The sequence below is a fragment of the Lyngbya sp. CCY1209 genome, from assembly GCF_035615495.1.
Lineage (GTDB): Bacteria > Cyanobacteriota > Cyanobacteriia > Cyanobacteriales > Microcoleaceae > Limnospira.
In genome coordinates this window covers 1-20,433 of the sequence record NZ_JAJENU010000536.1, presented here as the reverse complement: position 1 = coordinate 20,433, position 20,433 = coordinate 1, and the positions used below count along the sequence as shown (strand labels likewise).

14 protein-coding genes are annotated in these 20,433 nt (G+C 54.2%); 10 read left to right on the top strand and 4 right to left on the bottom strand.

Annotated elements, in window-relative coordinates; all coding sequences use genetic code 11:
* Positions 1-215: 215 nt before the first annotated feature.
* The 5 genes from LKE08_RS17685 (at position 216) to LKE08_RS17665 (ending at position 7,428) form a co-directional block, all read left to right on the top strand.
* Positions 216-2,144 (top strand): GTPase, encoded by a 1,929-nt coding sequence (locus LKE08_RS17685; RefSeq protein WP_324705571.1) that lies wholly within the window; start codon positions 216-218, stop codon positions 2,142-2,144.
* 218 nt (positions 2,145-2,362) lie between these two features.
* Positions 2,363-3,424 (top strand): chlorophyllase, encoded by a 1,062-nt coding sequence (locus tag LKE08_RS17680; protein ID WP_324705570.1) that lies wholly within the window; start codon positions 2,363-2,365, stop codon positions 3,422-3,424.
* 601 nt (positions 3,425-4,025) lie between these two features.
* Positions 4,026-4,268 (top strand): HNH endonuclease signature motif containing protein, encoded by a 243-nt coding sequence (locus LKE08_RS17675; RefSeq protein WP_324705569.1) that lies wholly within the window; start codon positions 4,026-4,028, stop codon positions 4,266-4,268.
* A 235-nt stretch (positions 4,269-4,503) separates the two neighbouring features.
* Positions 4,504-5,181 carry a ribonuclease III gene (gene rnc, locus LKE08_RS17670; RefSeq protein WP_324705568.1) on the top strand — a complete coding sequence of 226 codons (678 nt, stop codon included), beginning with the start codon at positions 4,504-4,506 and terminating at the stop codon, positions 5,179-5,181.
* 618 nt (positions 5,182-5,799) lie between these two features.
* Positions 5,800-7,428 carry an NAD(P)H-quinone oxidoreductase subunit 4 gene (locus LKE08_RS17665; RefSeq protein WP_324705567.1) on the top strand — a complete coding sequence of 543 codons (1,629 nt, stop codon included), beginning with the start codon at positions 5,800-5,802 and terminating at the stop codon, positions 7,426-7,428.
* A 262-nt stretch (positions 7,429-7,690) separates the two neighbouring features.
* On the opposite strand, the gene LKE08_RS17660 is transcribed toward LKE08_RS17665, so the two are convergent.
* The 3 genes from LKE08_RS17660 to LKE08_RS17650 form a co-directional block, all read right to left on the bottom strand.
* Positions 7,691-9,061 (bottom strand): UDP-glucose/GDP-mannose dehydrogenase family protein, encoded by a 1,371-nt coding sequence (locus tag LKE08_RS17660; RefSeq protein ID WP_324705566.1) that lies wholly within the window; start codon positions 9,059-9,061, stop codon positions 7,691-7,693.
* 293 nt (positions 9,062-9,354) lie between these two features.
* Positions 9,355-10,290, bottom strand: coding sequence for a UDP-glucuronic acid decarboxylase family protein (locus tag LKE08_RS17655; protein ID WP_324705565.1), 936 nt, complete (start codon positions 10,288-10,290; stop codon positions 9,355-9,357).
* A gap of 394 nt (positions 10,291-10,684) precedes the next feature.
* Entirely contained in the window at positions 10,685-13,309 is a 2,625-nt protein-coding gene (locus tag LKE08_RS17650) for a M1 family metallopeptidase (protein ID WP_324705564.1), read from the bottom strand.
* 148 nt (positions 13,310-13,457) lie between these two features.
* Between LKE08_RS17650 and LKE08_RS17645 the strand changes: the two genes are divergently transcribed.
* Both LKE08_RS17645 and LKE08_RS17640 read left to right on the top strand, forming a co-directional pair.
* A complete protein-coding gene (locus LKE08_RS17645) occupies positions 13,458-13,694 on the top strand; it encodes a hypothetical protein (protein WP_324705563.1) in 237 nt (78 codons plus the stop codon).
* A 125-nt stretch (positions 13,695-13,819) separates the two neighbouring features.
* The gene (locus tag LKE08_RS17640; protein ID WP_324705562.1) at positions 13,820-14,986 is read left to right on the top strand and encodes a pyridoxal phosphate-dependent aminotransferase; all 1,167 of its coding nucleotides are present in this window, start codon (positions 13,820-13,822) and stop codon (positions 14,984-14,986) included.
* Positions 14,987-15,077: 91 nt separating this feature from the next.
* Here LKE08_RS17640 and LKE08_RS17635 read toward each other — a convergent pair whose 3' ends face one another.
* Positions 15,078-15,374 carry an acylphosphatase gene (locus LKE08_RS17635; RefSeq protein ID WP_324705561.1) on the bottom strand — a complete coding sequence of 99 codons (297 nt, stop codon included), beginning with the start codon at positions 15,372-15,374 and terminating at the stop codon, positions 15,078-15,080.
* A gap of 153 nt (positions 15,375-15,527) precedes the next feature.
* Between LKE08_RS17635 and LKE08_RS17630 the strand changes: the two genes are divergently transcribed.
* The 3 genes from LKE08_RS17630 (at position 15,528) to LKE08_RS17620 (ending at position 20,189) form a co-directional block, all read left to right on the top strand.
* Positions 15,528-16,907 (top strand): HEAT repeat domain-containing protein, encoded by a 1,380-nt coding sequence (locus LKE08_RS17630; protein WP_324705560.1) that lies wholly within the window; start codon positions 15,528-15,530, stop codon positions 16,905-16,907.
* Positions 16,908-17,083: 176 nt separating this feature from the next.
* Entirely contained in the window at positions 17,084-19,699 is a 2,616-nt protein-coding gene (cphA, locus tag LKE08_RS17625; protein WP_324705559.1) for a cyanophycin synthetase, read from the top strand.
* Between the two features lie 133 nt (positions 19,700-19,832).
* The gene (locus LKE08_RS17620; protein ID WP_324705558.1) at positions 19,833-20,189 is read left to right on the top strand and encodes a hypothetical protein; all 357 of its coding nucleotides are present in this window, start codon (positions 19,833-19,835) and stop codon (positions 20,187-20,189) included.
* Positions 20,190-20,433 lie beyond the last annotated feature (244 nt).

Below are 20,433 nucleotides of genomic sequence, written 5' to 3'. Positions count from 1 at the left end.
AAAGTCTCCCTTCTTAAGGGAGATAATGGTGGATTACAACGATGTTCGTTCTACCCCGCAATCTCTGAGATCCCCCCAGCCCCCCTTAATAAGGGGGGAGAATTGATTCAAAGTCCCCCTTCTTAAGGGGGATTTAGGGGGATCGGAAACCATCCTAGCAGCATTTATAGTATAATCGATCGCAACCCAGACGGCCGCCGGAGGAACATCCAAACATGGTCAATTTAAAATCTTGGCAATGGGTAATTTTAGCTAGTCCGATCGCCGCGATCGCCACCTTTTTGCTGATCGCCGCCGGAACCCAAATTCACGACTGGGGAATTAACTGGATTTGGGGCATCGTTACCCTGGTTTTACTCGGGTGGCGGTGGCTGCTGGTGAAGTGGACAAAACCCGCCATTACTCAAGTCGAAGAAGCGGTGGCGGAAGCCAACGAAAATTTTGAGTTTGGCGAACAGATGGAAGCAGCCAACGGGGGAAGCGAAGCCCTCAAACAGGCTGAAATTGCCATCCGAGAAATCCTGCAAGAATCGCGAACCGATCCGCCCTTTTGGGAAGATTGGGTCAAATTTTGGGAACGGTGTCGGGACGTGGTAATTGCGATCGCCAACATTTACCATCCCGAGGTTAAATATCCCCTCCTTGATATCTACGTTCCCCAGGCTTACGGGTTAATTCGGGGTACTGTAGACGACCTCGATCGCTGGATGCAAGAGCTCTCCCCGGCGTTAAATCAGGTGACGGTGGGACAGGCGTATCAGGCTTACGAAGTCTATCAAAAACTCGAACCCTCCGCCCGAAAATTATGGCAAGTTTGGAATTGGGCACTTTGGCTATTAAACCCGGCGGCGGCGGCGGCGAAGTTGGTGAGTCAGAAGTCCGGCAACCAAGCCACCCAAGAATTATTGGTTAATTTGGGGCAGATGATGCGGGAAGTTGCCCTGCGGAATTTGTCCCGACAGGCGATCGCACTCTACGGCGGAGAGGAAATTCCCCTCGAAACCCTCGCCACCCCCGAGGAGACGCTGCCACAGGCAAAAACTCAGACGCTACAGCAAATTCTGGAAACAGCCGAACCCGCCAAAAAAGTGGAACAAAAACCCCTCAGCATCCTGTTGGTGGGGCGAACCGGATCGGGAAAAAGCAGTTTAATTAATACTTTATTTCGGGCCGATCGCGCCGAAGTTGACGTACTCCCCAGCACCGATCGCATTCAAAATTATCAGTGGCGGACACCCACCGGAGAAGCCCTGAATTTGTGGGATACTCCCGGTTACGAACAGGTGCACCGGGGCGACTTGCGGGAATTGGTTTTAACTGAAGCAAATACGGCAGATTTATTGTTATTAATCACCCCCGCCCTCGATCCGGCATTGCAGATGGATCGGGATTTTCTCAAGGACATGAAAATCGAAGTTCCGGAGTTGAAAACTATCGCGATCGTCACCCAAGTCGATCGCCTGCGTCCGGTGCGCGAGTGGAACCCGCCCTACCATTGGGAAACGGGAGATAAACCCAAAGAAAAGGCGATCCGGGAGGCGACGGCATATCGCGCCGAACGGTTGGGAGAATTTTGCGATCGCGTTTTACCCCTGGTGACGAGCGATAATAAAACGAATCGAAACGCCTGGAATTCCGATATTTTATCGATGATTTTAATCGAGGTGATGGAACCGACAAAACAGTTGCGCCTCGCCCGATTTTTGCGCGATCGCGATGCCCGCATCCAGGCCTCAGCAAAAATCATCGATCGCTACACCCGCCAAATGGCAACCACCCAAGGACTCACCGCATTATTAAAAAGTCCGGTTCTCAAGTTCGTTTCCACCCTCACCACCGGAAATCCCACCCTCGCCTATCTCCTCGCTGAACAGATTCCCGTGGAACAGCTTCCCGTCGCGATCGGCAAGTTACAGATGGCTTACGATCTGTTTACTTTGTTGGGTAGCGATCGCGCCAAATCCAACAATTTTGACTTACTCGCCCTCTGGCCGTTATTATTAGAAAATCCCGACACTCCCGATCGCAATGCCTGGGCGTTCGGACACGCTTTGGTTGAGTATTGGACGCAAAATTTGACCGTGGAACAGTTGCGGAAGCGGTTTGAATATTATCTGACTGAGATTCTGGAAAAAGGGAGATAAAGGGAGAAAATTAACCACAGAGGCACAGAGGACACAGAGGAGTTAACCGTCATCCGAATCAATTCCTCCTGTTGTAAAATTTTGGCGCTTGACATTTATTAAAAAATGTGATATACAATCGCCAAGTATTCTCCAAATCCCGTTGTTGGGCTTGAGCCACCTCAGTGGCGCCCAAGCGCAACAACAAAGGCTCATTCCCAAGCGTTTTTTAACTCACCATGAAACCAGTAGTATCCACCCATTCTAGCATCCTCTCTGGTGTCGCGATCGCCCTCTCCTTCGGACTCTCAGAAATGCCCGCGATCGCATTCGTTCCGGAACCCAAATACACGCAAATTGAAACCTATTCCACCGAAATTCCGGACGGCGAAGGAAACACCGATCCGACGGATATTTACTATCCCGTCTTGAGCGATTCAGAAGCACTTCCCATCGCCCTATTTTTACAGGGTGCTTTGGTGGATAAAGCCGACTATGCCAATTATGCCAGCCTCGTCGCCCGGTACGGATTTATCGTCGTCGTCCCCAATAACGAACGTAGCGTTTTTAACCCCGTCACCGAAGAAGTTTTGACGGGATTATTGCCAGAACCCCGGCAGGTGAACGACACGTTAAACTATTTTAACGAACAGAATTCCAACCCCGCTTTTCCCCTCGCCGGTATCGTCGATACGGATACTTTGGGATTGTTGGGACACTCGCTGGGTGGATTCATCGGATTATCAATCATTCAAAATATCTGTCCTCCGATTAGCTGTCCGGCTGAATTTACCCGCCCCGAAGCGGTAAAGGCGGGAATATTTTTCGGTGCCAATTTCCGACTATCCCCAGCTACGGACTTTTTCCCTCCGGTGAATAACGACGGCATTCCCACCGCTTTAATTCAGGGCGATCGCGATAGCGTCGGGTTGCCGAGTTCCGCCGAAGCCACCTATTTGCAAATCCAAGATCCGCCGAAGGCGTTGATAACAGTTTTAGGGGCGAACCATTACGGTATCACGAACGAAGATAACCCGATTCGCGACCCCAATTCCCCCACTTTAGATCAGGCGATCGCCTTGGGTACCATCGCCCGCTGGAGTGCCCTATTTTTACGCGCCCACTTACTCGACGACGCGGACGCATTCGGCTATATTTACAATAGCGGGGATGCCTCGGATGAGAATGTCACAGTCGTCAGCGAACGGCAAACCGTTCCCGAACCGGCGGCGACTTTCACGCTATTGATATTTGGAATAATCGGCGGTTTTGTACTCAAGCGGCGATCGCCCTTATCCTAGCTTCACCTTTCGGTTGGTTCGCCCCCCGATCGCGGCAAAGGTGCGATCGGGGGGGTAGAATAATACTCATTTTGTTGCCCAGACGGGGTTTCAGCCTCTGTCGAGACTGAAAAATGTGGGAGTTTCAAAATTTATCGTCTATGACCCTGACAAAACAAATTGCCTGTGCTAGGCTGAAGTTACGAATATCAAATTCGGTATTCGTCTCATGGATACTACCTTCGATTCTCAGGTGAATGCATATCTAGATATTCTGGTCTGGCATTTGCTTGAAAGCTGATTCCTGAAGTTACTGAAATCCTTGCTTAACGGGACTTCCCGGAAAAGCGTCTCTCGGAGCCTACAATGGCTGAAATGCAGTCATAGCAAAAAATTTAGGCTTCTTATAGGATGTTTGGTTTACAAATCAGCTCTGAGTCTGGGGTGATTTCTTCCAGTCACTTGCTAGTTCAGCATATGTAGATATGCATTGATCTGGGAGTTGCAGGTAGTATTTTTGAGACGTTGACCGTTCTACACAAAGGAGAGTCCATAGCTAATGCTTGTGGAAGCCCTTTGTATGCTTGATATTCCTGTACAAATTTAGTATGGGAGTTCAATAATGAACACCAAACAAAAGAAAAAGAAAAAACAGCAACTTCTTGATGAGTATGGTGCGTGCTGCTGGTGGTGTCGTCGTGATGTACCCTCCAAACAGCTTACAATTGACCACATTAAGCCCAAAAGCAAAGGTGGTTCTGATTCTTTAGAAAATTTACGTCTTGCTTGTCGTAAATGTAATTTGAAGCGTGGCAATAGTCTTTTTCCACCGCCCAGCCTCAGTTCTGGGTTGGTTCTCAACTAATATCAGATCCGGTTTTTTGACCGCAAAACCTCCCCAATCATCTTCAGATGATTTTGGCTGTTAGCTTGGGAATTGATTCCCAAGCGGTTTGGATATCCAACCCGTTTTGTCCCGAGCATTCGACCGGATTTGATATAAATAGGTTGCCGCCATTCTTATTCAATCCCCCTAATCTCTATTGTTGACAGGGATTTAGGGGGACGAATGAACACCAAGTACATCACTCAAAAACATCATGCAAAAACTTTTGATTTTCAACAATCCTAAATTACTCCGTCAAGCCTTGACGCACCGCTCTTACATCAACGAAAATCCGGGAGAAACAGAGGATAACGAACGATTAGAATTTCTCGGCGATGCCATTCTTACATTTATCAGTGGGGAGTATCTATATCGAACTCACCCGGAAATGGGAGAAGACGAAATGACTCGTCGGCGTTCGGCTCTGGTGGATGAAAAACAGCTCGCTCGATTCGCTCTTGAAATTGAATTGGACTTCAAACTTCGTCTCGGGCAAGGCGTTATCAAACAAGGTGGATATCAAAATCCAAATTTACTGAGTAGTGCCTTTGAAGCTGTTGTCGGGGCGTACTATTTAGACCACAATCGAGATGTTGAAACCCTACGTCCCTTGCTCGAAGAGTTGTTTGAGTCTGTTCCCGCAGATCTGTTTGTCGTTCGTTCGTCAATTGATTCAAAAAATAAGCTGCAAGAATTTTCGCAAGCCCGGGGTACGATTCCAAACTACGTCACGGAACAGATCGGCGGAAAAGATCACGCTCCCGAGTTCGTATCAAGGGTTTATTTGGACGAAAAACTGTATGGCGAAGGCCGAGGGCTTCGCAAAAAAGAAGCGGAGAAAGAAGCTGCAAATGATGCTTTAGTTAGATTAAAGAAAAGTGGATTAATCTGACAATCACTTACTGACAATCACCCGCCAAGCGACAAACAGGATAAAAGACAGATAGCCGAAAACCGCCAGCCAGTCCAACAACTCGCTGGGAATCACAAACGGTTGGTCATACATCGCATTAAAATCCGATTCATCGATCCATATTGTAGGACTGTAGGGGCGCAAGGCTTGCGCCCCATCTATATAATGTGGAGCCACATCCCCCATCCCCACGAACCGAGGGCTGCGGGTCTAGCCCCCCGCCCCCAACTAAGTATAAGTTCTGATAAGTATAAATAACGATCGCGATTAAGAATCTTGAGCCTTTATACCTAGCCGCTCCGCGATCGCGATGTTACGATAGATTAAGACAAATGGTTTTTTGTAAACCATAGATTTGTAACGATGGATTGCCGCGATGACTCGTCCCCTTACCTCTGAGATCGACCTCCCACCCATAACCCCCCGCCACCGGGGGACGCCCAGAGATGGGATTCGGGAAAAGGGCGATCGCTGTATTTCCCTCACAGCAAGCATCCCCGACATTTTGCTTAATTTTTCTGCAAAATAGTTAACAAAACTTTACTCATTCCCTATAATGGGTTGTACGCACTAAGTATTTTTTCTTACTCACTGACCATGAGCAGTCAAATTCCCTGGCTAACAACAATCATCCTGTTCCCGCTACTGGCATCCCTGGCCATTCCCTTCCTTCCAGACCGGGAAGGCCGCACGATTCGCTGGTACGCCCTCGCAGTCGGCTTGACAGACTTCGTTCTCACCGTTTTCTGCTTCTGGAACCACTACAGCCTGGACATTTCGACATTCCAACTGGCTGAAACCTACGCTTGGGTTCCCCAGTTGGGGCTCAACTGGTCAGTGGCAGTCGATGGCCTGTCCATGCCCCTGATCGTGCTCACGGGGTTTGTGAACACCCTGGCTATTTTAGCGTCGTGGCGAGTCACCAAAAAGCCACGACTCTTTTATTTCCTCTTATTAGTGCTCTACGCGGCCCAAATCGGCGTCTTCGCGGCCCAGGATCTCCTCCTCTTCTTCTTAATGTGGGAGCTGGAACTGGTCCCGGTCTACATCCTCATCTCCATCTGGGGCGGACCCAAGCGCCTCTATGCGGCCACCAAATTCATCCTCTACACCGCCCTCGGTTCCATCTTCATCCTCGTTGCCGCCCTGGCGATGGCCTTCTACGGTGGCATCCCCAGCTTTGACATCACCACCCTCGCCCACAAGCACTATCCCCTGGCCCTGGAACTCTTCCTCTACGCCGGATTCCTGATCGCCTTCGCCGTCAAACTGCCCATCTTCCCCCTGCACACCTGGCTGCCCGACGCCCACAGCGAAGCGTCCGCCCCCGTCTCCATGATTCTCGCCGGCGTGCTGCTGAAAATGGGAGGCTACGGCCTGATCCGCATGAACATGGAAATGCTGCCCAACGCCCACCTGTACTTCGCCCCGGTTCTGGCAATTTTGGGAGTCGTCAACATCGTCTACGGCGCCCTGAGTGCCTTCGGACAAGACAACCTCAAGCGCCGTCTCGCCTGTTCCTCCATCTCCCACATGGGCTTCGTCCTGATCGGAATCGCCTCCCTGACGGAACTCGGACTCAACGGCGCCGTCCTGCAAATGATTTCCCACGGTCTGATTGCCGCGATGCTGTTCTTCCTGGCGGGAGTCACCTACGATCGCACCCACACCCTGGCAATGGAGAAACTCGGCGGTATGGCCAAAGATATGCCCAAAGTGTTCGCCCTGTTCACCGCCGGATCGATGGCCTCCCTGGCCCTGCCCGGAATGAGCGGTTTCGTCGGAGAACTGACCATCTTCTTGGGTGTCACCACCAGCGACGTCTACAGCTCCAGCTTTAAGATTGTGGTCATCGCCCTGGCTGCGGTGGGCCTGATTCTCACCCCCATCTACCTGCTGAACCTGCTGCGGGTGGTGTTCTACGGCCAAAACAGCGGCGGGTTCAAAATCGAGGACTACCTCGGCGATGCCAAACCCCGGGAAGTAATCGTCGCCACCTGCCTGCTGCTGCCGATTATCGGAATCGGACTCTATCCCAAGGTCGCGACCCAAACCTACGACGTCAAGACCGTGGAAGTCGCTTCTCAAGTGCGTGAAATCTTCCCCGTCTTCGCCCAGCAACAGCGCGGTTCGGTCCTCTACTCCGGCGGTTTCGTAGCCCCGGAAATCACCCCAGACGCCGAAGCCCAAGCTCTACTGAAAGCCGGTGGAGACATGAACGCCTAATCGCCGGTCTGGCTTCAAAAAATAGACAACAGAAAAGACGGAAAGGAGTGTGGTCATCTCCCTTCCGTCTTTTTTTATCGTAGATCCCCCCCCAGCCCCCCCTTTATAAGGGGGGGAGAATAAAGTCCCCCTTTTCTAGGGAGCAATCGTAGATCCCCCCCCAGCCCCCCCTTTATAAGGGGGGGAGAATAAAGTCCCCCTTTTCTAGGGATAATCCGAATCAAAGTCCCCCTTTTTAAGGGGGATTTAGGGGGATCGTCTATTAATGTCCGATTCCCACATATTGGAAGCCGGCCTCTTCGAGTTGTTGGCGATCGAGGAAGTTCCGACCGTCGATGATGATCGGGGTGTGCATGGATTTGACCATCTTGGCGTAGTTGAGGGTTGAGAATTGTTGCCAGTCCGTCACCAACACCAAAGCATCGCAACCGTCGGCCATCAGTTCCGGGTCGGTTTCCACCATCACGTTGGACAGGCCATGCCGCATTCCGCTTTGGGAAATGATCGGGTCGTAGGCTTTCACCCGGGCGCCGAGGCGGTTAAGTTGTTCGATCAGGTTCAGGGCCGGGGCGTCCCTCATGTCGTCGGTGTCGGGTTTGAAGGTCAACCCCAGCAGGCCGACGGTTTTGCCCTTGAGGATCTTGAGCACCTGCTGCAATTTCTCGATCGCGATCACCCGCTGTTGGTTGTTGACTTCGACGGCGGCCTTGAGCAGTTTGGCGTCGTAGTTGTAATCGTCGGCGGTGTGGATCAGGGCCGAGACATCTTTGGGGAAGCACGAACCCCCCCAGCCGATGCCGGCCTGCAGGAACTTGTTGCCGATGCGGGAGTCGAGGCCGATGCCGCTGGCAACCTGCTTCACGTCCGCCCCGACGCGATCGCAGATATTGGCGATTTCGTTGATGAAGCTGATCTTGGTGGCCAGGAAAGAGTTGGCCGCATATTTCACCATTTCCGCCGAACTCAAATCGGTGATCACCACCGGGACGGGGGGCAGGTCGGGTTCGTCCGCGAACTTGCGAACGACAATGGGTTGGTAGAGTTGCTGCATCAGATCCAGGGCTTTTTTGCTGTTGCTCCCCAACACGATGCGATCGGGATTGAAGGTGTCAAAAATCGCCGAACCTTCCCGCAGAAATTCCGGGTTGCTCACCACGTCGAACTCCGGTTCGGGACTTCCCGAGGTTCCCTGTTCTTTTTGGCGCTCAGAAAAGCCGTCGAGGACGATCATCCGCACCCAGTCTCCGGAACCGATGGGGACGGTGGACTTGTTGACCACCACTTTGTAGCCCGAACTGGCCGTCAAATTGGCGCCGATTCCCCGGGCCACCGCTTCGACATAACGGGTGTCGCTTTCTCCCGTCGGCAGCGGGGGGGTTCCCACCGCGATGAATAAAATCTCCCCGTGCTCGACGCCGGCCGTCAGGTCGGAGGTAAACGACAATTTGCCCGCTTCCGCCGAGGATTTCATCAATTCCGAGAGTCCGGGTTCGTAAATCGGGGACTGTCCCGACTTCATCAATTTCACCTTCTCTTCGTTGTTGTCCACGCAGATCACGTCGTGACCCGAATGGGCCAAACAAACTCCGGTGACTAAACCGACATATCCAGTACCAATGACGCAGACACGCATAAAAACGTCCTCAAATAATTGACACAACAGGAGTTATTCGTGGGTTGGGAGAGTAAGTCAGCGAGCGATCGCCCCGAGTTTTTCGGATTCATCCCGGACTGGTGAGCCATTCGCCCGCGTGCAGAAACCTTTCGGCCGGTGTTCCCAAACGCTGCTCCAGATGTCGGAACCTCTGAAAGTCACCTGTCCCCATCCGGGGCGGGAGGTTCGCGCCGTTCACCCCGTCGGCTATTCGGGGTCGCACCCTATTGAATCTTCGGCACACCTTGCAGCGTCGAAACGTTTGACTTTCTCTAGCTGGGACGGACCACTCGTTTCTGAAAATCCTCGATAGTGAACTTGAGTCCTTCATCCAACGGAATGGTTGGCTCCCAGTCCAAATACGTTTTAGCACGGGTGATATCCGGTTGTCGCTGTTTCGGATCGTCCTGGGGCAAAGGTTTGAATTGAATCTCCGCCTTGGGATTCACCCGCTTTTGAATTTTTTGGGCCAATTCTAAAATCGTATATTCCCCGGGGTTTCCCAAATTGACCGGGCCGATCATATCCCCGTTCATCAGGCGGATCAACCCTTCCACCAGATCGGAGACGTAGCAAAAACTCCGGGTTTGGGAACCGTCCCCGTACACCGTGAGGGGAGTTCCTTTCAGGGCTTGGACGATAAAATTGCTCACCACGCGACCGTCATTTTCCAACATCCGAGGTCCGTAGGTGTTGAAAATCCGCGCCACTCGGATGTCCACTCCATTTTGTCGGTGGTAGTCGAAGCAGAGCGTTTCTGCCACCCGTTTGCCTTCGTCGTAACAACTCCGAATCCCGATGGGGTTAACGTTGCCCCGGTACTCTTCCGGTTGGGGATGTACGCTCGGGTCGCCGTACACCTCGGAAGTGGAAGCCAACAGAATCCGGGCATTGACTCGTTTGGCCAACCCCAACATATTCAGGGTTCCCATCACGTTAGTTTTGATGGTTTTGACCGGATTGAACTGGTAGTGGACGGGGGATGCCGGACAAGCGAGATGATAAATCTGGTCGGCCTCCAGGCGGATCGGCTCGGTAATGTCATGGCGGATCAGTTCAAAGAAGGGATTGTCGAACCACCGCAGCAGATTGTGCTTGTGTCCGGTATAAAAGTTATCCAGGCACAGCACATCGTGTTTCTGCTCCATCAAGCGATCGATGAGGTGGGAACCGATGAAACCCGCGCCACCCGTGACTAGGATTCTCATTATTTAACTTGCCGCATAATCGTGGGGAATCCAATCTGAGCCAGATTCTGGAGCTTGGCCGGCGACGGGGGAAAGAATACACCCGAACACTGCGACAACCCCCTCAAGCCAACGCGCCATTTTCTGCTTCAGGTTGATAATTCCATCCTATAAAACTCTGGTCTCGTTACCAACTCCTCCAGATTCGCCCAACTCCCTCATCATAGCCTTTTTGAGGGGTTTCTATACTTTTTGTTAAGTTTCGCGATCGAGTTTGAACCGGGCCGTGGAGGGGACTCGGGGGACATCGATGATTCCGCCCCTCGGCCAGAGCTTTCGGGAAGTCCCACCGGCGGTGGGACCGCTCCCGTTCCCCACAGGTCGCCCCCACAGAAACCCGGTTTCTGCCCCACTTTTACTTGGCTTTCGCTTCCAAGTTTTCCAGGCGGCTTTTCAGTTCTTGATTCTCCTTTTTAATCTTGTCGAGTTCCCGCCGCAACTGCCCGATCGCCTTGTCCGATCCGACGTTCTTTTGCACCTTTTGGACGGCCTCTTCCGCCCGCCGGCGAACCCGTCCGTCCAGGGTGTGTTCCGCCAAGTCACTCAAAACCGCGATCGCCTTCGGGGTTTCCATCTGACTCAGGGCACTGACGACGGAAACTTGGGTGAGGAAGAAATCCTCTTTTGCCAGTTCTTCGAGTCGCTGGAGAATGCGTTCGAGGTTGATATTATTCTGCCCCGTCGAAATGCGGCCTAACCCCGAAATGGCGTTCAACCGCAAAGCTTGCGGCACGCCCATCGCGGTATATTTAAAAATCAAATTGAGGGCGGTTTCCGAGGTTTTCATCTGGCTCAAACCCACGATCGCACCCGATCGCACCACTTCATTCCAACCGGCCCGTTCTTCGAGTACCCTTTCCAACAAAGCGATCGCGTCGGTTTCCGCCGGTTCGTCTTCGATATTTCCGGCGGCAATTTTGGCGATCGCTTTCACCGCTGCCGCCTCCACGAGATAGCTGGGATCGCCATTTTCCACCAGCGGTTTCAACGCCCCATAACTCTCGGGGGTGCGAATCTCCGCCAGGGCATTCACCACCGCCCGCCGGACTCGGTGATCTATATCGTTCAACCCGGCAACCAGCCCGTCAAAGGCCCCATCGAGTTTGACTTTCACCAACTGTTTCGCCACCTCCAAACGGACTCCCCAGAAGGGTTCATCGGTGAGGGCTTCACTCAGGGCTTTTGCCGATTCCAAATTGCCTTTTTTCGCCAAGGCTTCGGCGGCATAGATGCGAGAAATCGGGTCCGGATCAAACTTGAGTTGAGCCTTCAATTCCGCCACCGGATAGTCCAGGGTGACGGTTTTGAGGATATGATTTCCCGCGTCGAAACTGACGAATTTGGGCTTTTCTTCCAGGGGCAGATAGAAACTCTGTTCGCGATCGCTGACCCGGAGCGTCACCGTTTTCACTTCCACTTCGGTCGATTTCTTTTTAGATTTACCCTTGCCTTTCTTTTCGGATGCATAGCCAAAACCGACGGGAATCTTCAGGTCGAACAAGTTGCTTTCACTCAACTTGTCGCTCTCTTTGGCTTGGGTCTGTTTGACCGTGAGTTTGGCGATTTTGCTGTCCCCGTCCCAGGAGTAGGAAACCTTGTATTTTGGATGTCCGCCCCGGTAAACAAATTGGTCGAACAGGAACAGCAAATTCCGCCCGGTCGCCTTTTCGATCGCCCGCAATAAATCCACCGTTTCGACCGTCCTATGGGCGTTGTCGTTGACAAACGTATGAATCGCTTTAAAAAACAATTCGTCCCCCAATTCTGCCCGGATCATGTGGTAGACGCAGGCGGCTTTTTCGTACAAATGGCGATCGTACAGTTCGATCGCTTCCCTGTAAATATGGGTGACGATGGGGCGGCTGTAGCGGGACGCATCCTCGGAAAAATAGCTGCGGGCCTCGTTGAGTCGGTAATAAGCCGCATCGTCCGCCCCATATTCGCGGTTCGTCCACAAAACCTCCGAATAGGTCGCCATCCCTTCTTTAATCCAGGCGTGGGACCAGTGGCCGATCACCAGCAAATCCCCGAACCACTGGTGGGCGAGTTCGTGGGCGACGAGGCTTTCCGTATTGCGGTTGTCGAGGGCGGCCCGTTCGTCCAACAGACAGCGTGAGGTGAGGAGGGTGGTGGAGGTATTTTCCATCCCGCCAAAAATGAAGTCATCGACGCAGACTTGGGCATATTTAGGATAGGGATAATTATACCCGAAGGTTTGGGAGAAAAACTCGATCATTTCCGGGGTTTTTCCCATGCTGCGGCGGGCATCATCCCCCCGGTCTTTTTCCGCATAATAAACGACGGGGATCTCGTTCCACTTGTCCTCGATCGCGGCAAATTTACCCACCGCCAAGGTAATCAAATAGCTGGGGTGTACCTGTTTTTGCAGCCAGTGATAAATTTTGTCCTCCCCTTTGCTGTCCGCGGCGATCAGTTCGCCGTTGGAAATCGCCAGAAAATCCTGGGGAACCCGCACGCGAACTTCCGAGGTCGCCAGTTGTCCGGGATAGTCGAAACAGGGGAACCAGAAGCGGGAATCTTCGTCTTCGCCCTGGGTCCAAACTTGGGTGGGTTTGTCGGGATAGTGGCGGTCTGGGCCGACAAAGTAAAGCCCCCGCTGGGGGTTATCGACGGAATAATCGATCGCGATTTTTAGCGTTTTATCGGCGGCGGTGGGTTTGTTGAGGTAGAGTTTTAATTCCTCGCCGTCGTGGTCGAATTCCACCTCATGCTTGCCGATTTTGACGCGGCTGATTTCCAGATCGACGGCATCCAGTGTCAGGGTTTCGATGCCGTCCCGGACGGGGTTGAGAGTAATCGTACAGGTGCCTTGGAAGCGGCGATCGGGTATGTTTAAAACCAGATCCAGAAAAATGTGTTCCACCTGGCCGGGGCGGTCGGGGTTATAGTGGGGACGGGCGCCCGGCAACTCGAAGGATTTGGATTCGGTTTTGTCGGAATCAAAAATAGAATACAACATTAATGACTGTATCGAAGGAAAGTCTGACATTTGAGCGTTTACCTGTTCAGAGAATAAAGGAATTGGAGCCATTTTTCCAGATTCTTTACGCCGTCCAAATGCAACAGAATTGCCGGCGTAGATCTGGCGCCCCAGTTGAGATGGTTGGTTGGATGGACAGATTCACCCCGGAAAGGTCACAAATTCAGGTCGGTCGCGGGGAAGCGTCGGGTTCGGAGTCACTCGCCTGAGTTTCGTCAATCGGCGATCGCAAATGGGTCGGATACGGCTCGATCGCCCCCCCAAAATTGTACCCGATCGCGATCGCCCGACTCGATGGTTCGACCGGTATTTTTTTAAGGGGCGATCGAAAACTCCGGCTTTTAATTCCGCCTGGGAGGGTTGACACAAAAGTTTATTTGTGGTATGAAACGCGCATCCGAAATGTCATCATTGCCGGACAATAGGGTTGCGAACCGTCATCGCCCCCCCTAAAATCTAAAGTTCAAAACCACAAAGCGAGAGATTGAGATGAAGCTGGCAGCACGTGTAGAGCAGGTTCCCCAATCCGTCACCCTGGCGATATCAGCCAAAGCCAAAGCGATGAAAGCCGAGGGACTCGACGTTCTCAACTTCAGCGTGGGCGAACCGGATTTCGACACGCCCCCCCACATCGTGGCTGCCGCTCAAAAGGCCTTGGACGAAGGAAAGACCCGCTACGGTCCAGCCGCCGGGGAACCGAAACTGCGGGAACTGATCGCCCGCACCCTGACCGAAGAAGTGGGCGTCAACTACAGCGCCGAAAATATCATCGTCACCAACGGCGGCAAACATTCCCTGTACAGCTTGATGATGGCAACGATCGAGCCGGGAGATGAAGTGATTATACCCTCTCCGTACTGGTTGAGCTACCCGGAAATGGTGAAACTCGCCTCCGGGACACCGGTCATAGTCCCCACCGACGCGAGCACCGAGTACAAAATCACGCCGGAACTGCTGCGGGAGGCCATCACCCCCAAAACCAAACTCTTCGTCCTCAACTCCCCCTCAAACCCCACCGGAATGGTCTACACCCCCGACGAAATTCGCGCCCTGGCCGAAGTGGTGGTGGAATCGGGAATTTACGTCGTCTCCGACGAGATTTATTCCAAAATACTCTACGAAGGGGCCCAACACCTCAGCATCGCCGCGGCCAAACCCGGAAGCGACAAACAGACCCTGATTAGTAGCGGTTTCGCCAAATCCTTCGCCATGACGGGGTGGCGTCTGGGATACCTGGCCGGGGACAAAACCATCATCGGGGCCATGACCCGCATCCAAAGTCACAGCACCTCCAATGTCTGTACCTTTTCACAATACGGGGCGATCGCGGCTTTGGAAGGGTCCCTCGACTGCGTGGAAGAAATGCGGCTGGCCTTCGCCAAACGCCGGGAGGTGATGTACGAATTGCTCAGTGCCGTCCCCGGCATCCAGTGCGTCAAACCCTACGGGGCATTTTATATGTACGTCAACATCGGAAAAACCCACCTCGGTTCCGTCGATTTTTGCAGTGCCCTGTTGGAAGAAAAACAGATGGCCGCAGTCCCCGGCAAAGCCTTCGGAACCGACGACCACATCCGCCTCTCCTACGCCACCGACCTGAAAACCATCGAAACGGGAGTCAAACGCCTGGAAGAATTCGTCGCCTCCAAACTGTAGGGAATAATTAAAAATTAATAATTAACAATTAATAATTATTAATTCATGTCCTGCCCCCACTCCCGACTGCCGACTCCCGATTCCCTAACTTTCAATGGTGGTGGATTTCAAATCCTTGCAGTCCTTCGGGGGTTTCGCAATGCACGTCCACTCCCGTGGGTTGGGCCGATCGCGGGCCTTGGTAACACCAGCGGATCATCCCCTCCACCTGGGCTTCGGTTCCCTCAAACACGGCTTCAACCCGGCCGTCGGGGCGGTTTTTCACCCACCCCGCGACGCCTCGGCGGGTGGCTTCCTCGCGGGTCGAAAAGCGGAATCCCACGCCCTGCACCCGTCCCGAAATCAGGATGCGAACGCGGATTGTCGGAGAGGTGGTGCGATCGGACATCGGAGCGGATGATGGGAGGTGGACAGCGGGCAAACCCGTAGCCGGAGAAGGTTTCGGCCTTTTACCTGGAGTTTTCGTGTGAACGAATCGCCCGTCGCTATATACTGTATCAAAAATTGGGAGATGGTTATGGACCCGGTTAGTCTAGTTATTATGTTTATTATCGGCGCCCTGGCAAGCTTGGGCGGCAGTTATGTGTTTTGGGAGCGGCGCGTCGCCGAGCAAAAAGAACAGTACGAGCGACAAATCCGCGAACAGGCCGAAGCCCTAGAAAAAGCCCACCAAGCCCGAATTCAGGAAACCGTGCAATCTCTGCGACAAGATTACGAACGCCAACTGCGCCAACAGGCCGAAACCGCGCAACAGGATTATCAAACCCAACTGGCCGCGGCCGGCGAATCCCTCAAACAGCACTACGAGGCCCAAATTCACGAACTCAGCGGCAAGCTGGAGAACCGCGAGGATCAACTGCAAGAGGCCAACGAAACCTTGAAAGCCTACGAACAACAGTTGGGCAATTTGCGGGAGGAGTTGACCGGACGCCAACTGCAGATAGAGCAAGTGGAGCGCTCCCTGACGGACTACGAGACGCAACTGCAACAGGTGACGCAGGAGTTGGAAACCAGCCAAACCCACGTCACCGAAATGAGTCGGGCCCTCACCGAGTACGAGATGCGCCTGCAACAGATGTCCCAGGGGTTGGCCGGGAGCCACGATCGCGCCGAGCAGATGGCCGAGTCGATGGCCGAGTACGATCGCCACTTGCAAAACTTGGATGCGGAGGTTCGCACCACTGAAGATGACGTCAGAGCCGGCTTACAGGCCCTCCAACAGCAGAGTCAGGAAGAATTGGAAAAAATCCGCCTAGACCTGCAACAAGCCCAGGAAACGCAAATTCAAAGCGCCGTGGACAACCTGGAGGAGCAATATAACCATGAGATCCGACAGGGGACCGAGGATCTGGTGCGATCGATGGAGGTGCAGACGGAGGAGATGATCGAATCCCTGCACGAGCGCCTGGACCTGATCCCCGACTTGCTGGCCGAGGCTGAACAGGCGGCGGAAGCTTTGTCCGGGGAGGAAGGGGAGACGGAAACCCCCCCGGAAGCGTCAGAAGAGAAAGAAATCGACGCGATCGCCCGGGCCGGACAATTCAACAATCTAGCTGCCATACCCAACCTGGGAAGCCACCTGCGCGACTCCCAACCCTCAGTCCGCGCCCGCCTCGCGGCCACCTTGGGACAACTGGCCGAAACCCACGGCGCCCGCCCCGAATTGCAGCAAACCATTCCCACCCTCACCCAACTGAGCCGCGATCCCGATCCGACGGTACGCCAAGAGGCAATTTCCGCCCTCGGAAAGATCCGGAGCGATCGCGTCATCCCTATACTGCAACAGGCGCTGCGGGATGCCAATCCGGCGGTGGTGAAGACGGCCAGTGCCGCGATCGAGAAATTCAAGTTTTATCCCCAACCGCCCCAGCAACCCAAACCGAAGCCGTCCGTGTTCCAAAAAAAGCCGGAAAATAAATAAGGGTGTGGGGTGTAGGGTGTAGGGTGTGGGGTGTGCTCGGTGGGGAGAAAAGAGAACTTTCTTAACTCCTTGCTTCTGACTCCTCACTCCGATACCTCCGCCCCCATCGGGGAATCTCAAATCTAAAATTCCCCACTCCCCATGTTTATCGATGTTTCCAAGTCAGAGGAGGTGCAATGAAAATCTTAAAAACTCAAACCCTCAGAGGGCCGAACTACTGGAGCATCGACTATCAGAACTTGATTTTGATCTACCTCGATCTCGAAGACATAGACGATCGCTTCACCGACGAAATCCCCGACTTTTACGAAGGATTGGTCGATGCCCTCCCCAGCCTCAAAGAACCCGACGACGTCGCCACCTACCGCGAAGACTTCCTGCGGCGGGTCAAAAAAGGGACTTTGATAGGAACCGTCGTCGAGCACGTTGCCCTGGAATTGCAGAATTTAATCGGAATGCCGGTGTGCTTCGGGCGCACCCGCGCCGCCACCCAAAAGGGCGTGTATCGGGTGCTGTTTGAATATCAGATCCCCGAAGCGGGCCGCTACGCCGCCCGAGCCGCCGTCCGCCTATGCCACGGACTCATCGATCGCGGGTACTACCCCCCCTCGGAACTCGCCAAAGATCTCGACGACCTACGGGAAATCTGGACGGAAAACCGCCTCGGCCCCACCACGGAAGCCATCATCGCCGAAGCCCAACGCCGCGGCATCCCCTGGCGGGAACTGCCCTCCCGCTACGTCATCCAACTCGGCTACGGCAAAAACCAGCGCCGCATCCAGGCCTCCCAAACCGACGGCACCAGTATTTTGGGCATCGAATACGCCGGGGACAAAGAAGGCACGAAAGCCCTGCTGCGGGAAGCCAACATTCCCGTCCCCCGGGGCGAGGTGATCTACCGGGCACGGGAACTCGACGAGGCCGTTAACGCCGTGGGGGGATTTCCGGTGGTGATCAAACCCCTCGACGGCAACCACGGCCGGGGCATCACCCTCGACATTCAAAGTTGGCGGGATGCCGAAGAAGCCTACGATCGCGCTAAAGCCGAGTCTAAATTCGGGGGCGTGATCGTCGAGCGCTTCCACGAAGGCAATGACTACCGGGTGCTCGTCATCGATGGAAAAGTCGTCGCCGTCGCCCAGCGAATCCCCGCCCACGTCGTCGGGGACGGGCGATCGACCATTCGAGAACTGGTAGAAGAAACCAACCGCGACCCCCGCCGGGGCAGCGGCCACGAAAATGTCCTCACCCGCATCGACATCGACGGCCGGGCCGAAGAGATCTTGGCGGCTCAAAACCTGCGCCTCGAGAGCGTACCCGACGACGGGGAAATCTGCTACCTCCGCGCCACCGCCAACCTCAGTACCGGCGGCATCGCCATCGATCGCACCGACGACATTCACCCCGAAAACCGCTGGCTGGCTGAACGGGCCGCCAAACTGGTGGGATTGGATGTCGCCGGCATCGACATCACCGCCACCGACATCGGCAAACCCCTGCGGGACATCGACGGGGCGATCGTGGAAGTCAACGCCGCCCCCGGACTGCGGATGCACCTGCAACCCAGCCAGGGACAACCCCGGGACGTCACCGGACCGATCCTGGATTTGCTCTATCCCCACGGATCTCAATCCAGCCGCGTCCCCATCGTCGCCATCACCGGAACCAACGGCAAGACGACCACCACCCGCCTCACCGCCCACATTTTCCGCCAAACCCAACAGACCATCGGCTACACCACCACTGACGGAACCTATATCGGCGACTTTTTGGCCGAAGCCGGGGACAACACCGGACCCCAGAGCGCCCAACTGATCCTCGGCGACCCCACCGTAGATGTGGCCGTGCTCGAATGCGCCCGGGGGGGAATTTTGCGATCGGGATTGGGCTTCAACTCCTGCGATGTCGGGGTGGTGCTCAACGTCTCGGACGACCACCTGGGACTGCACGACATCAACACCGTTGAGGATATGGCCTACGTCAAGAGCGTCGTTGCCGAGTCCGCCCACCGGGACGGCTACGCGGTGCTCAATGCCGACGATCGCCTGGTGGCGGACATGGCGAAGCGGGTGAAGGGGAAAGTTGCCTATTTTTCCATGCAACCGGACAACCCCATCGTGCTCGAACACGTTGACAACGGTGGGATCGCGGCCGTTTACGAAGAGGGTTATTTGTCCCTGTTGCGGGGGGGCGAACCGAGTATCCGCGTCGAGCAGATGGCGAACGTGCCGCTGACGTTGGGGGGCCGGGCGCCGTTCATGATCGCCAATGTGCTGGCGGCGAGTCTGGCGGCTTACGTCGGCGGGGTGAGTGTCGCTGAGATCAGCACTGCTTTGCGGACGTTCAAGGCATCGGTGGAGCAGACGCCGGGGCGGATGAATTTGATCCCGGTGGATTCGTTCCACGTCCTGTTGGACTACGCCCACAACCCCGCCAGCTACCGGGCGATCGCCGATTTTGTCAATCATTGGACCGGGGGCGATCGCATCGGGGTGATCGGGGCGCCGGGCGACCGCCGCAACGAGGATTTTGTGCACCTGGGGCGGCTCTCGGCGGCGATGTTCGACCGCATTATCGTCAAGGAAGATGACGACACCCGGGGCCGCGATCGCGGCGAGGTGGCCGATTATATTTACGAGGGCATCCGGGAGGAAAAACCGGACGGCAATTGCCAGGTGATCCTCGACGAAACCCGGGCGATTGAAACCGCCCTGAAGGAGGCGACACCGGGATGTTTGGTGGTCATCCTCCCCGAAAGTGTCAAGCGGGCGATCGCGCTGATCGAATCCTGATCCCATATCCGAAAAACCGGGTTTCTGAACTTGAGAAACCCGGTTTCCCCATTCCCCCGACTTCTCTCCAAAGAAAGAGGAAAATGAGCTTAATATTTCTTAAAGTGAAGGGGAGGATCGAGGATTTAATCATATGATTTCGTTGCCAAAGTTACTGCAATTTTTCCGCAATACATTTGCAATTGCCCTGACCGTCGCATTCGTCGCGATTCAGGGATTCGGGATGGCTCCGGCTCACGCCCTTTCCAGGGGCGACAATATGGCGACGCTACAAAATGGCGATCGCATCGCCGCCATCGCCGAGTGTCTCCCCGACGAACTGAGCGACGCCGATTTGAGTCGCGCACTCGGGGAAATGGGAAATGACCAAATGGAGCGGGCATTTAACCTCACCGAAGATCCGGATTTGAGCGAGGCCGAAATCGAATTTCAAAAGTGTTTGAAGCGCAATGGAATTGAGCCTCAAACTCCGGTGGAAACTCAATCCTAAACTCGATTTTAATTTTCAATCCAACTGAATGTGAGATAGCCGTCGAGGTTGTCTCACATTTTGAGTTGGGGATGGATGGCGCCGTGCGCGGGGAATGGGGAATGGGGAATCGGGTGAGGGAAATCAGCAAGAATTGGGGTTTCCAGGTTTCCGGCCCGATTGCAACTGTCATATCAAGTCCGTTTGAATACTTACACAATCGTTCGAGAAAAGGCAATCGGCAAGAGGCAATCGGCAAAAGTTT

Coding starts and splice junctions, on each gene's coding strand:
- LKE08_RS17640 (WP_324705562.1), top strand. CDS start 13,820: ATGAAGCTGGCAGCACGTGTAGAGCAGGTTCCCCAATCCGTCACCCTG.
- LKE08_RS17655 (WP_324705565.1), bottom strand. CDS start 10,290: ATGAGAATCCTAGTCACGGGTGGCGCGGGTTTCATCGGTTCCCACCTC.
- LKE08_RS17660 (WP_324705566.1), bottom strand. CDS start 9,061: ATGCGTGTCTGCGTCATTGGTACTGGATATGTCGGTTTAGTCACCGGA.
- LKE08_RS17635 (WP_324705561.1), bottom strand. CDS start 15,374: ATGTCCGATCGCACCACCTCTCCGACAATCCGCGTTCGCATCCTGATT.
- rnc (WP_324705568.1), top strand. CDS start 4,504: ATGCAAAAACTTTTGATTTTCAACAATCCTAAATTACTCCGTCAAGCC.
- cphA (WP_324705559.1), top strand. CDS start 17,084: ATGAAAATCTTAAAAACTCAAACCCTCAGAGGGCCGAACTACTGGAGC.
- LKE08_RS17675 (WP_324705569.1), top strand. CDS start 4,026: ATGAACACCAAACAAAAGAAAAAGAAAAAACAGCAACTTCTTGATGAG.
- LKE08_RS17630 (WP_324705560.1), top strand. CDS start 15,528: ATGTTTATTATCGGCGCCCTGGCAAGCTTGGGCGGCAGTTATGTGTTT.
- LKE08_RS17680 (WP_324705570.1), top strand. CDS start 2,363: ATGAAACCAGTAGTATCCACCCATTCTAGCATCCTCTCTGGTGTCGCG.
- LKE08_RS17650 (WP_324705564.1), bottom strand. CDS start 13,309: ATGTTGTATTCTATTTTTGATTCCGACAAAACCGAATCCAAATCCTTC.
- LKE08_RS17620 (WP_324705558.1), top strand. CDS start 19,833: ATGATTTCGTTGCCAAAGTTACTGCAATTTTTCCGCAATACATTTGCA.
- LKE08_RS17685 (WP_324705571.1), top strand. CDS start 216: ATGGTCAATTTAAAATCTTGGCAATGGGTAATTTTAGCTAGTCCGATC.
- LKE08_RS17665 (WP_324705567.1), top strand. CDS start 5,800: ATGAGCAGTCAAATTCCCTGGCTAACAACAATCATCCTGTTCCCGCTA.